13 protein-coding genes are annotated in these 15,756 nt (G+C 32.3%); all 13 read left to right on the top strand.

From position 1 onward, the window contains the following. Positions 1–52: 52 nt before the first annotated feature. The 13 genes from B5X81_RS13605 to B5X81_RS13545 all read left to right on the top strand — a co-directional run bounded on the left by B5X81_RS13605 (position 53) and on the right by B5X81_RS13545 (position 15,727). Entirely contained in the window at positions 53–4,327 is a 4,275-nt protein-coding gene (locus B5X81_RS13605) for a PolC-type DNA polymerase III (RefSeq protein WP_079492412.1), read from the top strand. Positions 4,328–4,507: 180 nt separating this feature from the next. Continuing rightward, positions 4,508–4,984 carry a ribosome maturation factor RimP gene (locus B5X81_RS13600; protein ID WP_079492410.1) on the top strand — a complete coding sequence of 159 codons (477 nt, stop codon included), beginning with the start codon at positions 4,508–4,510 and terminating at the stop codon, positions 4,982–4,984. Positions 4,985–4,987: 3 nt separating this feature from the next. Then, positions 4,988–6,043, top strand: coding sequence for a transcription termination factor NusA (gene nusA / locus B5X81_RS13595; RefSeq protein ID WP_079492409.1), 1,056 nt, complete (start codon positions 4,988–4,990; stop codon positions 6,041–6,043). Between the two features lie 33 nt (positions 6,044–6,076). Continuing rightward, complete coding sequence (rnpM, locus tag B5X81_RS13590; protein ID WP_280175278.1) at positions 6,077–6,349, top strand: RNase P modulator RnpM; 273 nt, start codon at positions 6,077–6,079, stop codon at positions 6,347–6,349. Continuing rightward, the gene (locus tag B5X81_RS13585) at positions 6,339–6,647 is read left to right on the top strand and encodes a L7Ae/L30e/S12e/Gadd45 family ribosomal protein (RefSeq protein WP_079492406.1); all 309 of its coding nucleotides are present in this window, start codon (positions 6,339–6,341) and stop codon (positions 6,645–6,647) included. The genes rnpM and B5X81_RS13585 overlap by 11 nt, the downstream gene beginning before the upstream one ends. Before the next feature lie 27 nt (positions 6,648–6,674). Beyond that, positions 6,675–8,756 (top strand): translation initiation factor IF-2, encoded by a 2,082-nt coding sequence (gene infB / locus B5X81_RS13580; protein WP_079492404.1) that lies wholly within the window; start codon positions 6,675–6,677, stop codon positions 8,754–8,756. A gap of 241 nt (positions 8,757–8,997) precedes the next feature. After that, the gene (rbfA, locus tag B5X81_RS13575; protein WP_079492403.1) at positions 8,998–9,381 is read left to right on the top strand and encodes a 30S ribosome-binding factor RbfA; all 384 of its coding nucleotides are present in this window, start codon (positions 8,998–9,000) and stop codon (positions 9,379–9,381) included. After that, positions 9,368–10,333: a DHH family phosphoesterase gene (locus tag B5X81_RS13570; RefSeq protein WP_079492401.1), complete on the top strand. Its 966-nt coding sequence runs from the start codon at positions 9,368–9,370 to the stop codon at positions 10,331–10,333. The genes rbfA and B5X81_RS13570 overlap by 14 nt, the downstream gene beginning before the upstream one ends. 8 nt (positions 10,334–10,341) lie before the next feature. After that, a complete protein-coding gene (truB, locus tag B5X81_RS13565) occupies positions 10,342–11,238 on the top strand; it encodes a tRNA pseudouridine(55) synthase TruB (RefSeq protein WP_079492400.1) in 897 nt (298 codons plus the stop codon). 38 nt (positions 11,239–11,276) lie between these two features. Continuing rightward, the gene (locus B5X81_RS13560; RefSeq protein ID WP_079492398.1) at positions 11,277–12,203 is read left to right on the top strand and encodes a bifunctional riboflavin kinase/FAD synthetase; all 927 of its coding nucleotides are present in this window, start codon (positions 11,277–11,279) and stop codon (positions 12,201–12,203) included. 131 nt (positions 12,204–12,334) lie between these two features. Next, on the top strand, positions 12,335–12,604 hold the full coding sequence (rpsO, locus tag B5X81_RS13555; protein WP_079492397.1) for a 30S ribosomal protein S15: 270 nt from the start codon (positions 12,335–12,337) through the stop codon (positions 12,602–12,604). A 192-nt stretch (positions 12,605–12,796) separates the two neighbouring features. Beyond that, positions 12,797–14,899: a polyribonucleotide nucleotidyltransferase gene (locus B5X81_RS13550; protein ID WP_079492395.1), complete on the top strand. Its 2,103-nt coding sequence runs from the start codon at positions 12,797–12,799 to the stop codon at positions 14,897–14,899. Between the two features lie 120 nt (positions 14,900–15,019). Next, positions 15,020–15,727 carry a polysaccharide deacetylase family protein gene (locus tag B5X81_RS13545; protein WP_079492394.1) on the top strand — a complete coding sequence of 236 codons (708 nt, stop codon included), beginning with the start codon at positions 15,020–15,022 and terminating at the stop codon, positions 15,725–15,727. Positions 15,728–15,756: the final 29 nt, after the last annotated feature.

Below are 15,756 nucleotides of genomic sequence, written 5' to 3'. Positions count from 1 at the left end.
AAAAAAGAACAAGAATACTTAGAACTTACAACTGTATTTTGGGGGTAAATAAATGAGTCAAAATATTGCACATAACAATCTTAAAAGTTTTTTAAATAATAGGTCAAATATTTACCTTGATTCGATAAGATATAACACTAAACTTAAAACTGTTAATTTGACACTGGTATCAAATAAAATTATCCATAAGAAAAATCTCTTTCTCTTAAAACAGAGTATAAACAAAAACCTACCATTTGTTGAGGATGTTCACATAGATACTGAATATAAATCATTATGTGAAGATATGAAAAAACTTGTTTTAGACTACTGGGATAATATATTGTATGAAATAAAAGAAAAGAGCCCATCGATGATAGGTTGGCTTAAAAACTGTAAGAAGGAATATGATGATTCTAAGGATGTATTAGAAATATGTATAGATAATTATGTTGGTCTGGAAAATCTAAATATTAGAAATTGTAATAAACTGATTGAAGATATCTATAAAAATGATTTTCATAAAAAAATAAAAGTTGATTTTAAGATAATTGAATGTAAGGATTCAAAGGACAATAAAAAATACATAAAAGAAAAGGAAAAAGAGCTTAATTTTATAGTTGATAAGATAATGTCACAAAAACCAAATACAAAACAAAATAAGACTAATAAAACAAATACTGAAAATGAAATAATCCATGGTAAAAGAATAAAGGGAGATACCACCAGAATCAAAGGTTTATCTGAAGAAGACGGTATAGCGATTATTGAAGGAAAGGTATTTGAAAAAGAGAGTAGAGAATTAAAAAGTGGAAAAATATTATTTATTTTAGCTGTCACCGATTATACATCTTCAATTGGCGTAAAAATATTTGCCAGCAAGGAGGATGCAAAGGAACTAGATGAGAAAATTTCAAAGGGTAGTTATTATAAATTCAAGGGGGCAGTAAGATACGATACCTTTGATAAAGAAATAATAATAATGGCCAGGGATGTTAATAAATCCTATGTTAAAGAGCAAATAAGGTTAGATAATAATGAGGAAAAGAGGGTTGAACTTCATGCCCACACGAAAATGAGTTCCATGGATGGCGTATGTGATCCGGCTGATTTAATAAAAAGAGCTGCTGATTGGGGACATAAAGCTATAGCCATAACTGATCACGGTGTTGTTCAAGCTTATCCTGAAGCTTTATCTGCTAGTAAAAAACATGGAATCAAGGTTATATATGGAATAGAGGGCTACATAATCAATGATGGTTCTTTGCTAGTTGAAAACAGCAATAATCAATCATTGGATGGTACATATATAGTTTTTGATATTGAAACAACTGGTCTTTCCTTTAAACACGATAAAATAACCGAGATAGGTGCAGTGAAAATAAAAAATGGAGAAGTTGTAGATAAATTTTCAGCTCTAATTAATCCAACTGTGAATATTCCGGCAAAAATAGTTGAACTTACTGGTATAACCGATGAAATGGTTAAGGATAAACCAACAATTGATATTATATTACCGGAGTTTTTGAATTTTGTGGGGGATGATCCCGTTGTTGCACATAATGCAGCCTTCGATACCTCCTTTATAAAGGAAAATGCAAAAGCATTGGGACTAGAATTCAATAATACTATTGTAGACACATTATCCTTAAGCAGAATATTGGTACCATCCATAAAGAGATATAAATTAAATACCCTGGCAAAGCACTTTAAGGTCAGTCTAGAAAATCATCATCGTGCTGTAGACGATGCAGTGGCCACCGGTGAAATATTTATTAAATTAATATCACTTTTAAAGGAAAGAAATATTAAAACATTAGATGATATAAATAATCTACTTAGTGATAAAGTAGATTATTCAAAGCTCGATACATACCATATTAATATTTTAGTTAAGGATTATAAGGGACTTAAAAACCTTTATAAACTTGTTACTCATTCCCATTTAGAAACATTTTACAAAAGACCAAGAATTCCTAAAAGTATGCTTAGGTCCATGGGGGAAGGATTAATTATAGGAACTGCCTGTGAAGCGGGAGAACTTTATAGGGCTTTATTAAATAACAAGAGTGACAAGGAAATTGAAGAGATAGTTAAATTTTATGATTTTTTAGAGATTCAACCCATAGGAAACAATAATTTTATGATTGAAAAGGGAATTGTAAAGAACCATGAGGATTTGGAAGAAATAAATAAGAAAATTGTCGCTTTAGGTGAAAAATATAATAAAAGGGTAATAGCAACGGGAGATGTTCATTTTTTAGATCCCCATGATGAGATTACAAGGAAAATATTAATGACGGGACAGGGGTATTCAGACGCAGATAATCAGCCCCCAATATATTTTAAGACTACAGATGAAATGTTAAGGGAATTCAATTATTTGGGAGAAGATAAGGCCTATGAAGTGGTAATAAAAAATACTAATGATCTAGCTGACTTGGTGGAAAATATTTCACCTATTCCCGATGATACATTTCCTCCTAGAATTGAAGGGGCCGATGAGGATTTAAGGAATATGTGCTATGAGAAGGCAAAGAGTATATATGGAGATCCCATGCCTGAGATAGTTCAAAACAGGCTGGACAGAGAGCTGGATTCAATAATCAGTAATGGTTATGCAGTTATGTATATCATTGCCCAAAAGCTGGTTGCAAAGTCTTTAAGTGATGGTTATCTTGTTGGGTCAAGGGGTTCAGTTGGATCTTCCTTTGTGGCCACAATGAGTGATATTACTGAAGTTAATCCATTGGTTCCCCATTATGTATGTCCCAATTGTAAAACTTCTGAATTTATTGAAGATGGTTCCTATGAAAGTGGTGCCGATTTACCCGATAAGATTTGTCCAAAATGTAATACAAAGTATAATAAGGATGGCCATGCTATACCCTTTGAAACTTTCCTAGGATTTGAGGGAGATAAAGAGCCGGATATTGATCTTAACTTTGCTGGAGAATATCAAGCTATTGCCCACAAATATACAGAAGAATTGTTTGGTAAGGGGTTTGTGTTTAAAGCAGGAACTATTGGTACTATTGCAGAAAAAACAGCCTTTGGATTTACAAAAAAATATTTTGAAGAAAAGGAGTTGCCTGTTAATAGTAGAGAAATTATGAGATTATCATCTAGTTGTATTGGGGTCAAACGTACTACAGGACAACATCCCGGTGGGATTATGGTTGTACCAAACTATAAGGATGTTCATGATTTTACTCCGGTTCAATATCCCGCTAATGATAAATCCTCAGGAGTTATTACTACACATTTTGACTATCATGCAATAAGTGGTAGGCTTTTGAAGCTGGATATACTTGGTCATGATGTTCCAACAATAATAAAAATGCTTGAAGAAATTACAGAAATAGATCCACAAAGTATACCCTTTGATGATGAAGAAACAATAAAAATATTTACATCAACGGATCCCTTAAATATAACAGATAAAAACTATAAAATGGAGGTTGGCTCCCTTGGCATACCAGAATTTGGGACTAAATTTGTCAGACAAATGCTTATTGATACACAGCCCAAAAGCTTTGCAGAGCTAGTTAGGATTAGTGGATTGTCCCACGGAACCGATGTATGGCTCAATAACGCTCAAGAGCTGGTTAGACAGGGAATAGCAGAGCTAAAGACTGTTATAGCAACTAGAGATGATATAATGAACTATCTTATATTAAAGGGATTACCTCCTAAGGATGCTTTTACTATTATGGAAAAGGTTAGGAAGGGTAAGGGTTTGACTCCAGAACAAGAAAAGCTTATGAAGGATAATAAGGTTCCTAATTGGTATATTAAGTCTTGCAAAAGGATTAAGTACATGTTTCCTAAGGCTCATGCTGTTGCTTATGTTATGATGTCCTTTAGAATAGCATATTTTAAAGTTCACTATCCCTTGGCTTTCTATTCGACGTATTTTTCAACTAAGGTTGATGATTTTGACGCTGAATTAATATGTAAGGGGAAGGATACTGTACTTGAAAAAATGAAAGAGCTGGGTAATATGGGAAATGTATTGACTCAAAAGGAAAAGGATCTGCTTACTGTATTGGAAGTAGCCTATGAAATGTATTGTCGAGGTTTTAAATTCTTAAAGGTAGATCTATATGAATCCCATCCGAATAAATTCCTTATTAAGGAAGGCGGTATATTGCCACCGCTTAGAGCTCTACAGGGAGTTGGAGAAAATGCTGCGGAAAGGATCGCAGAGGAAGGGAAAAGTGGAGAATTTTTATCAATTGAAGACATTAGATCAAGAACAAAGATTTCAAAAACTGTAATTGAAACCTTAGAAAATCATGGATGTTTAAAAAACCTACCGGAGTCCAACCAATTGTCATTATTTTAAAGTTGCACACATTTACTGTTTATGATATAATTTCCATATAATAATGTGTAATTCTCTAAAGAGTGGGTTTCTCCCCACTCTTTGTCATTGTTTCAACTTTAGTTTCATTCTTATAGGTATATAGTGTAGTATTTTACGGAAAAATACGGTTATAATTAAAATTATAAAGGAGGTTTGACTTTGAAAAGGAAACGAGTTGTAGATATAGTTAAAGAAATTGTTTTACCATTCATAAAGGATAAGGATATAGAATTAGTGGAAGTAGAATTTGTTAAAGAAGGCGAGCATAGATATCTTAGAGTATATTTAGATAAAGAAAGTGGATTGTCATTAGATGATTGTCAGGAAGTTAGTGAATATTTGAGTGGGGCCCTTGATAAATTAGACCCTATTAAAGAAAACTATTTTCTTGAAGTATCATCACCTGGCATAGAAAGGCCACTTAAAAAAGATAAAGATTTTGTGAAATATAAGGGAAGGTTTGTAGAAGCTCGTCTATATCATCCATTAAATGGTGAAAAGATTATTAAGGGGAAATTATTGGGACTTAAGGATGGTAAGATTATAATCGAGAGACAAGGAAAAGCAATTGTTGAGATTACCAGGGATAAAGTTGCTTTGATTAAGCTTTTAATGAACTTCGATCAGGGGGTATAAATTGTGAATAATGAGTTGTTTGATGCCTTAAGTCAGTTGGAAAAGGAAAAGGGGATATCTAAGGAAACGCTAATCGATGCTATTGAAGCTGCGTTAATTACTGCTTATAAAAAGAATTTTGGATCAGCTCAAAATGTAAAAGTTACAATAAATAGAGATAACGGATCTGTAAAAGTTTATTCACGTAAAGAGGTAGTGGAAAATGTAGAAAATGAATTGTTTGAAATAAGCTTAGAAGATGCTAAAAAAATAGATCCGAATTATGAAGTGGAAGATATTGTTGAAAAAGAAGTAACACCTAGAAATTTTGGTAGAATTGCTGCACAAACTGCTAAACAAGTGGTTGTTCAGAGAATAAGAGAAGCTGAAAGAAATGTGATTTTTGAAGAATATGTAAATAGGGAAAGTGAAATAGTTACTGGAATTGTTCAAAGAATTAGTAAGGGAACAGTTTATATAAATCTTGGGAAAATCGAAGCGGTATTACTTGCAAATGAACAAATTCAAGGTGAAATATATAAACACGGTGTCAGATTAAAAACCTATATTGTTGAAGTTAAAAAGACTACTAAGGGACCACAAATTGTGGTTTCCAGAACCCATCCTGGTCTTGTAAAAAGATTATTTGAATTAGAGGTTCCGGAGATTCACGATGGAACTGTTGAAATTAAGGGTGTGTCTAGAGAAGCAGGATCTAGAACAAAGATAGCAGTTTACTCTTCAGATCCTAATATAGATCCTGTTGGTGCATGCGTTGGCCAAAGAGGTGCAAGGGTTCAAAATATAGTAGATGAACTTAGGGGAGAAAAAATTGACATTATCAAATACGATGAAGATCCAGCTAAATTTATTTCCAATTCATTGAGTCCTTCAAAGGTACTAAAAGCTGTTATAAACGATACTAGCAATGATAAGTCTGCTTTAGTAGTTGTACCGGATTATCAATTATCTCTGGCTATTGGCAAAGAAGGGCAAAATGCAAGACTTGCTGCTAAGCTTACGGGATGGAAGATAGATATAAAAAGTGAATCACAATATGAAGGTTCTTTAGAAGCTTAGAAGAAAATACTAGCTTAAGAGGGAGGTATAATTATGAAAAAAAGAAAAATACCTCTTAGAAAGTGCGTGGGCTGTAATGAACAGAAGAATAAAAAGGAATTAATTAGGATTGTAAAAAATAAAAATGGTGAAATCAATGTAGATTTTACTGGAAAAGCCCATGGAAGAGGTGCTTATATTTGTCCTAATGAAGAGTGCTTAAAATCAGCTCAGAAGAAAAAATCTCTTAATAGAGCCTTTCAGCAAGAGGTTTCAAAGGATATATATGAGAGATTGATGGAGGAGCTTAATAATAATGAAGAATAAGATTTTATCACTCTTAGGCTTTGCTCAAAAATCCGGTAACCTTTATTCAGGTGAAAACACCTGTGAGCTCTATATAAAGAAAAATAAAATTAAGCTTTTAATTATTACCCAGGATACATCAGAAAATAGTAAGAATAAATTTGTAAGGCTTTGCAATTCAAAAAATATTCCATATATGATTTATTCCAATAAAAATGAATTATCGAATGCAATAGGAAAATATAAAAGAGGGATATTTGGAATTAAGGATGGTGATTTTTCTAAGAAAATTATGGACCTGTATAATGACGGTGTATAATCGTCAATACTTTAGGGGGTGAAATATGTGTCAAAAATTAGAGTTTATCAATTAGCAAAGAAAATAGGTTTATCAAGTAAAGAGCTTATATTAAAACTCAAAGAATTTGACCTAGAGGTAGTTAATCATATGAGTACTCTAGAGGATGAGGATGCAAAACTTATCCTTGAATACTATCATGAAAAAAAGGAAGATAGTAATAAAGAGGCTAATAATAAAGATGCTAGTAATAAATCAAATGAAAACTCAGTCAGCAATGCAAATAATAAGGAAGTTTCCAAAAATAAAAAAGATAGAGATGAAAAGAGAGAGGAAGAGAATTTGGCTAATCAAAATACTAATAATGATAATAAGGAACTAATATTTTCTGAAAAAACAATTGTAAAGGATTTAGCAGAAAGAATAGGTGTAGAGCCCAATGAGATAATTATGAAGCTGGTAAATTTAGGAATAATGGCTGCTGTAAATCAGGAAATAGACTTTGATACTGTGGAAATAATAGCAGAGGAATATGGAATAAAAGCTATTAAGGAAACTATAGAGGAAGAAGAGGAAGAGGATGAGGATATTCTTGAACAAATAGTTGACAATCCAGAGGATTTAGTAAAGAGAGCACCAATTGTAACTGTTATGGGACATGTTGACCATGGAAAAACCTCTCTTTTAGATGCCATAAGGAAGACTAAGGTTACAGCTGGAGAAGCCGGTGGAATAACCCAACATATAGGGGCTTCAGAGGTTAAAATTAATGGTGAAAAGATCGTATTTTTAGATACTCCTGGTCATGAAGCCTTTACTACACTCCGTGCCAGAGGTGCGGAAATTACTGATATTGCCATTTTAGTAGTTGCAGCAGATGATGGTGTTATGCCTCAAACTATTGAAGCCATAAATCATGCAAAGGCTGCTGAAGTGCCATTGATTGTTGCGGTAAATAAAATTGATAAACCTAATGCAAATCCTGATAGAGTTAAACAAGAATTAGCAGAGCATGGAGTTTTAATAGAAGAATGGGGCGGCGATGTTGTTTCAGTATCTGTTTCAGCCCTAAAAGGTGAAGGTATTGACCAACTACTTGAAATGATTATTCTAGTTTCGGAAATGCAAGAGCTTAAAGCCAATCCAAATAGGCCAGCTATTGGTACAATAATAGAGTCGGAGCTTAATAAGGGAAGAGGGCCTGTTGCTACAGTAATTGTTCAAACTGGAACCTTAAGTGTAGGGGATTCAGTAGTAGCTGGACATACCCATGGAAGAATAAGGGCTATGATTAATGATAAAGGTGAAAGGGTAACAAAGGTAGGTCCTTCGTCTGCCGTTGAGATACAGGGGCTTTCTGATGTACCCGAGGCCGGTGATAGATTTCAAATAGTTAAAGATGATAAAACTGCTAGGAAAATTGCTGAAAGACGTCAGCAAAAAATAAGAGAAAAGAACTTAAAATCCAGTCAAAGAGTATCATTAGAAGATCTTTTTGAACAAATTCAAGAAGGCAAAGTAAAGGATTTGAATGTCATTGTTAAAGCTGATGCTCAAGGTTCAGTAGAAGCATTAAAGCAATCACTTCTTAAATTAAGTAATGAAGAAGTAAGGGTTAATGTTATTCATGGTGCCGTGGGAACAGTGACAGAATCAGATATATTACTTGCATCTGCTTCTAATGCTATAATTATTGGTTTCAATGTAAGACCATCTTCCAGTGTTACAAATATGGCTGAAAGAGAAAGCATAGAGCTTAAGACCTATAGAATTATATATGAGGCTATAGAAGATATAGAAGCTGCCATGAAGGGTATGTTAGATCCTGAGTATAAAGAGGTTGTGCTGGGTAAGATAGAAGTAAGGGCCACCTTTAAAGTGCCAAATGTTGGTGTTATTGCTGGGGGATATGTTCAAGAAGGTAAGGTTACTAGAAATTCAAATATACGGCTTGTTAGAGATGGAATTGTTATACATGATGGAAAAATCTCTTCATTAAAAAGATTTAAAGATGATGTAAGGGAAGTTTTAACTGGATATGAGTGTGGTATAGGAATCGAAAATTACAATGATGTCAAAGAAGGAGATATTATTGAATCATATGTAATCGAGGAAATAAAAAAGATATAGCTTAACTATTTGTATAGTGATGCTGCTTCTAAAGATTAATAATTTTTGATGAAAGAATGTAGAAGCTTTTATTATTTGAGTAAAATTTATTTTAGACTTTAGGTAGCATGACTGTATAGTGAGAAAATTAGAAGGTAAATTTATATATTAAGAAAGTCTAAAAGCATAAGTGGTTTTAAAATATATAAATTAAAGTTAGAGATTGTTTCACTATAGTTAACCTATTAAGGATGGTGAAAAAATGCGTTACTCTAGAACTAGTAGGATTTCCGAAGAAATAAAGAAGATTGTTAGTAATCTTATAATGAATGAATTAAAGGATCCTAGAATTTCAAAATTTACAAGTGTTACTCATGTTGACACAACCGGTGATTTAAGATATACCAATATATATGTTAGTACATTTGATTCCAAATCAGATGACACAGAAACTATAGATGCTTTGAATAATGCCAAGGGTTTTGTCAGGAGAGAATTGGGAAAGCATTTAAAGCTTAGATATACACCTGAGCCAATATTTAAATCTGATAATTCAATTAAACAGGGAGTGTATATGAGTAAGCTCATTGAAAAATTAAATAAAGACAAAGATCCTAGGGGAAAAGTGGAAGATGATGATGAATAATATTCTAAATTTATTAAGGGGAAGCCAAAAAATAATTATTCTTCCCCATATACTTCCTGATGGAGATACTTTAGGTTCTTCCTTGGCCTTAAAAAGGACTCTTGAGATTTTGGGTAAAAAGGCATTGATTCTAATTGATGATGAAATTCCATCAAATTTAAATTTTATGATAAACCATAATAGTATTATGTCTACCAAAACCTTTTTAAGCTTGGATTTTAAACCTGATTTGATTGTAACTATAGATACTAGTGATATTGAAAGACTAGGTGATAGAAGGGAACTATTAGATTTAAATGATGAAATCTTAAACATAGATCACCATAAAACCAATATAAATTTTGGGAAATACAATTTAGTTGACAGTAATGCTTCTTCATGTGGTGAAATTATATATAAAATTATTAATGATTTAGAGATTGAACTTGATAAAGATATTTCTACATATCTTTATGTATCCTTATCTACTGACACTGGAAGTTTTAAATATAGTAATACTACTCCAAAAACATTAAGAATAGCAGCAGATTTGTTAGAAAAAGGTATTGATTCTACGTTTATAGTTACTATGCTTTATCAGAATAAACCTATGAATAAAATAAAACTTTTATCCGATGCTTTAAATACTCTTGAAATCCACTATGATGGGAAGCTTGCAATGATACATGTGACAAATAAAATGTTTGAAGAAAATAATATTTCTCCCTCAAATTCCGATGGTATTATAGAATATGCACGAGATATAGAAGGCGTTGAGGTAGCTGTTTTTTTAAAGGAGCTATCCTTTAATGAAATAAAGGTAGGCTTTAGATCTAAGTATTATTTTGATGTAAGCTTAATTGCAGGGGAATTTAATGGCGGTGGACATAAAAAAGCATCGGGCTGCACTATTTTTGATACTATGATAAATGCTAAAGAGAAGATAAAAGAAAAATTAAGGAATAAATTATAGGTGAAGCCATGAAAGGTATATTAAATATTTTAAAACCACCAAATATGACATCCCATGACGTTGTTTCTTTTGTTAGAAGGAAATTAAATATAAAAAAGGTAGGTCATACCGGAACTTTAGACCCAATGGCTGTAGGGGTACTACCAATATGTATAGGAAAAGCTACTAAAATTATAGAGTATATGCAAAGTGATACAAAAGCTTATAGAGGAGAGCTGACTTTAGGAGCATCTACAGATACTCAGGATAGATGGGGAAATATCATATCTACTACCGATAAAAAGGTGGCTAAGGAGGATATTATTAATATTTTTAATGCTTTTATAGGAAAGCAGCTTCAAATTCCACCTATGTATTCTGCATTAAAATATAAAGGAAAGAAGCTTTATGAGCTTGCTAGAGAAGGTAAAGAGGTAGAAAGAGAAGCTAGAGAAATCTTTATTTATCATTTAAATATTTTAAGAATAGTTGAAAATAGGGTTCTTTTTGATGTAAAATGTTCTAAGGGGACATATATAAGAACATTATGTCATGATATAGCCAAGGCTTTAGATACAGATGGACATATGTCATTTTTAGCTAGACTTGAAAGTGGCCTCTTTGAGATTGAAAATTCAATAACTCTAGAGGAGCTGGCTGAGGCAGATATAAATACTATTAAAAATCAATATTTATATAATATTGATTATCCTTTAAAGAATATTCCAAGAGCAGATATAGCTTTGTCAGCTTCTAAAGCTACTATTAATGGAGTACCTATAAGGGAAAAGGACTTTAAGCTATCTTCAAAAATTAATAACAAGGACATAGTTAGATTATATATAGATGATAGGTTTATGGGTCTTGGCATTTATAATAAAGGAAAAGATGCTTCTTTTATAAAAATCAAAAAAATATTTGTATAATGAACTAGCATTACTATAAATTAGTGAGGAGAAGCTTAATGGAAGTAATACATTCATTAGGGGAAATAGGCAGTTTAACAGAAATGACTGGAGTTTCTCTGGGAACATTTGACGGACTTCATAAAGGCCATATAACACTTATTAAAACCCTTAAGGAAGATTGTAAACTGCAAAATTTAAAGAGCGTTATTTATACTTTTTCCAATCATCCAAGAGAATTAATAAATTCGAAGAATTCACCTAGGCTTATTATAAATAATAAGCAAAAAATAGATTTGTTTTATAAGATGGGAATAGATTTTTTAGTAATGGTTAAATTTGATAATTTTCAAAAGAATATAAGAGCAGAGGATTTTATTGAAGAAATATTATTGAAAAAATTAAATATGAAAGCTGCTATAGTTGGTTGGGATTGTCATTTTGGAAGAAAAGCAGAGGGAAATATAGAACTGTTAAAGGAATTTTCTCAAAAATATGATTTCGATTTGACGGTTGTTCCGCCTTTAAAGATAGATAATGAAATTATTAGCAGCACATCTATTAGAAGCCAATTGTCAAAGGGTTTAATTGACAAGGTAAATCTATTTCTTGGAAGAAATTATTCTATTACCGGTAGAGTTATTAAAGGTAAACAATTTGGAGGAACCCAAGGCTTTCCTACCGCAAACATATCGGTGGATTTAAGTCTATGTCTACCGAAATCTGGCGTTTACATAACTAGAACAGTAATAGATAGAATTATATATAAGAGTATAACTAATGTGGGCTTTAATCCTACTTTTAATCAGCGGAATTATAATATAGAGACCTATATATTTGATTTTAGTAAAAACATATATGATAAAGAAGTTACAGTGGAATTTCTCCACAAAATAAGGGATGATATAAAGTTTGATAATGTAGAAAATTTATATAAGCAAGTAAAAACAGATATTGACTATGCCAAAAACTATTTTAATATATGAATATTTCAAATTTATATTTACAATTTTCATTTTTTATGTTAAAATTTCATAGCGGATAAACCTTTTGCTCAGTTTATCGAGTCACCGACGATTTTCTAGGCATAAGGGGATTATTAAGAGGAGGTGAAAATATGACATTAACTAAAGAAATCAAGGACAAGATAATTGAAGAGAACAAGGTTCATGAATCTGATACTGGTTCTCCAGAGGTACAAATTTCTTTACTTACTCGTAGGATTAATGATTTAAATGAGCACTTAAAAGCTCATAAAAAAGACCATCACTCAAGAAGAGGTCTATTAAAAATGGTAGGTAAAAGAAGAAATCTATTAAATTATCTTAAGAATAAAGATATTGAAAGATATAGGTCCTTAATTGCTAAACTTGGATTAAGAAAATAGTTTTTGAGCGGGTGTTTCCCGCTCTATTATTTTACTTTTTAGTAAAATAACCATTTAAATCCATATATATTGAAAATTAAATTCACTATATATTAAGTTTTTTTTTATACATAGTAGGAAATAATACTATCAATATAGAAATAAAGCATTATGCTTTTATGTTTCTATGGATATTATCAAAGGAGGTATACAATGGTTAAAGTATTTGAAATGGAACTTGCTGGTAGAACCCTTAAGGCGGAAATCGGCAAAGTTGCAGAGCAAGCCAATGGGGCTGTGCTTCTTAGCTATGGTGAAACCGTTGTACTTGTTACTGCAACAGCATCTGATAAGCCAAGAGAAGGTATAGATTTTTTCCCTTTAAGTGTTGATTTAGAAGAAAGACAGTACTCTGTGGGGAAAATTCCTGGAGGCTTTATTAAAAGAGAAGGAAAGCCAACTGAAAAGGCTGTTTTAACATCAAGATTAATTGATAGGCCAATTCGTCCGCTATTTCCCAAAGGCTATAGAAATGATGTACAGGTTATAGCAACTGTATTATCCGTTGATCAGGATTGTACTCCTGATATGGTGGCTATGATAGGTTCTTCCATAGCACTATCAATTTCAGACATACCCTTTGACGGACCAACAGGAGCAGTAACAATTGGACTTGTAGATGGAGAATTTGTTGTAAACCCTACTGCATCTGAAAGGGATATTACAACAATGAATCTAGTTGTTTCAGGAACGAAGGATGCAATAATGATGGTTGAAGCTGGAGGGGAAGAAATACCAGAAAGTGTTATGCTTGAAGGTATAATGTTAGCCCATGAAAAGATAAAGGATATAATTAAATTTGTAGAAAAAATTGTCCTTGAGGTTGGAAAAGAGAAGCAGGAAGTAGAATTATTTGAACCAGATGAAAATATAGATAGAGAAGTTAGAGAATATGCAATGGAAAAAATGAAAAATGCAATTCAAACTGAAGAGAAGCTTCAGCGCAATGAAAATATGGAAAATGTAAAAGAAGAAGTAGTAAATAAATTTATTGAGGAATATCCGGAAAATGAAAAGGATATACAGGCTTCTTTAACTACTATTATTAAAGAACTTGTAAGGGAAATGATTATAAAAGAGGGTATAAGACCAGATAATAGAAAAACAGAAGAAATTAGACCTATTACCTGTGAAGTAGGGCTTTTGCCAAGAACTCACGGTTCAGGTTTGTTTACAAGGGGACAAACTCAAGCTCTTACCATTGCCACTTTAGGAGCCCTTGGAGATGCCCAGGTATTAGATGGACTGGGACTTGAGGAAACTAAAAGATATATGCACCATTATAATTTCCCTCCATATTGTGTTGGAGATACTAGATTTTTAAGGGGACCTGGAAGAAGAGAAATTGGCCATGGAGCATTGGCTGAAAGAGCATTAGAACCTGTTATTCCTTCTGAAGAAGAATTCCCCTATGCTATTAGATTGGTTTCTGAGGTTTTAAGTTCAAATGGAAGCTCATCCCAAGCCAGTGTTTGTGGTAGTACATTAGCATTACTAGATGCTGGTGTTCCGATTAAAGCGCCTGTGGCTGGGATAGCAATGGGATTAATTAAAGAAGAGAATGATGTTGCTATTCTTAGTGATATTCAAGGCATGGAAGACTTTTTAGGCGATATGGACTTTAAGGTTGCAGGAACTAAGGAAGGTATAACGGCTATTCAGATGGATATCAAAATTCATGGAATAGACAGAGAAATTTTGGAAAGGGCATTGGAACAAGCTAGAAAGGGCAGATTGTTCATACTAGATAAAATGAATACAGCAATTTCTGAGCCTCGAAGTGAAATGTCTAAATATGCACCAAGAGTAATAAAAACAAAAGTCGATCCCGAAAAAATACGTGATATTATAGGTCCAGGTGGTAAAACAATCAATAAAATTATTGCAGAAACTGAAGTTAAAATAGATATTGAAGATAATGGAGAGGTATTTGTTACTGCTAATAATAGAGAGCAGGGTGAAAAAGCTTTAAGAATAATAGAAGAGATAGTAAAGGAAGTTGAAGTAGGGGAAATTTATGTTGGAAAAATTGTACGTATAACTAATTTTGGAGCTTTTGTAGAAGTTTTGCCTGGTAAAGAAGGATTAGTTCATATTTCTCAAATGGCAAAAGAGCGTATTGGAAAAGTTGAAGACTTATTTAAGGTTGGAGACGAAATTGTTGTTAAGGTAACTGAGATTGACAAGCAAGGTAGAATAAATTTATCTAGAAAAGCAGCACTGGCAGCAAATGAAAAGAAAGATAAAAAGGCATAAACCAAGAAGGTTTATGTTTTTTTATTTTTCTTTTTTCATCCCCTTGTTTTCTTTTGTCTTAATATATTAAGTATATAGAGAGACTTTCCTTCATAGAATTACTTTAGGGAGGGGATATATATGGAAAGGACTTTTAAAACCTTTATAATACCTGTATTTTTTCTAATTATCTTAATTGTATCGTTTTTTATGTGTAATGATAGTGTACTTTCAGTTTTTAAAAAAAATGAACTACAGGCTATTCGTAAGGGATACAATAAGGATTATATAGCATTTACATGTAATGTTGACTGGGGAACAGAATATATTCCGTCTATGCTTGAAATCTTTGAAAAGCATGATGTGAAAATAACTTTTTTTGTTAGCGGAAGATGGTCTAAAAATAATCCACAGATGCTAAAAAAAATAAATGATATGGGCCATGAAATAGGTAATCATGGGTATGGACATAGAATGCATAGCAAAATTGGCTTAGAGGGAAATCGGGAAGAAATTGTTAAAACCCATAATATAGTAAAAGATATAATAAAAAAAGATATGCTCTATTTTGCACCGCCGGCAGGAGATTATAACGATACTACACTTAAAGCTGCCAATGAATTTGGATATAAAACGATATTATGGAATATAGATACGATAGATTGGAGAAAGGATTCTACACGTGATAAGATAATTAAAAGGGTTTTAAATAAGCCCCTTGAGGGTTCTATTGTTTTAATGCATCCTAAAGAGGAAACTATTAAGGCTTTAGATTATTTGATTAAAACAATAAAGGAAAGAAATATAAAGGTCGGCAGGGTATCAGACGTTTTAAAGACTCTTGATTAAATATATAAACTAAATTATAATGTAATGTG

The organism is Maledivibacter halophilus, from assembly GCF_900167445.1.
Classification (GTDB): domain Bacteria; phylum Bacillota; class Clostridia; order Peptostreptococcales; family Caminicellaceae; genus Maledivibacter; species Maledivibacter halophilus.
The sequence above is the reverse complement of the archived record's forward strand: the minus strand, read 5'-3'. Positions and strand labels throughout refer to the sequence as shown.

Coding starts and splice junctions, on each gene's coding strand:
- B5X81_RS13605 (WP_079492412.1), top strand. CDS start 53: ATGAGTCAAAATATTGCACATAACAATCTTAAAAGTTTTTTAAATAAT.
- rnpM (WP_280175278.1), top strand. CDS start 6,077: ATGAAAAAAAGAAAAATACCTCTTAGAAAGTGCGTGGGCTGTAATGAA.
- B5X81_RS13585 (WP_079492406.1), top strand. CDS start 6,339: ATGAAGAATAAGATTTTATCACTCTTAGGCTTTGCTCAAAAATCCGGT.
- rbfA (WP_079492403.1), top strand. CDS start 8,998: ATGCGTTACTCTAGAACTAGTAGGATTTCCGAAGAAATAAAGAAGATT.
- B5X81_RS13570 (WP_079492401.1), top strand. CDS start 9,368: ATGATGATGAATAATATTCTAAATTTATTAAGGGGAAGCCAAAAAATA.
- truB (WP_079492400.1), top strand. CDS start 10,342: ATGAAAGGTATATTAAATATTTTAAAACCACCAAATATGACATCCCAT.
- B5X81_RS13560 (WP_079492398.1), top strand. CDS start 11,277: ATGGAAGTAATACATTCATTAGGGGAAATAGGCAGTTTAACAGAAATG.
- rpsO (WP_079492397.1), top strand. CDS start 12,335: ATGACATTAACTAAAGAAATCAAGGACAAGATAATTGAAGAGAACAAG.
- B5X81_RS13550 (WP_079492395.1), top strand. CDS start 12,797: ATGGTTAAAGTATTTGAAATGGAACTTGCTGGTAGAACCCTTAAGGCG.
- B5X81_RS13545 (WP_079492394.1), top strand. CDS start 15,020: ATGGAAAGGACTTTTAAAACCTTTATAATACCTGTATTTTTTCTAATT.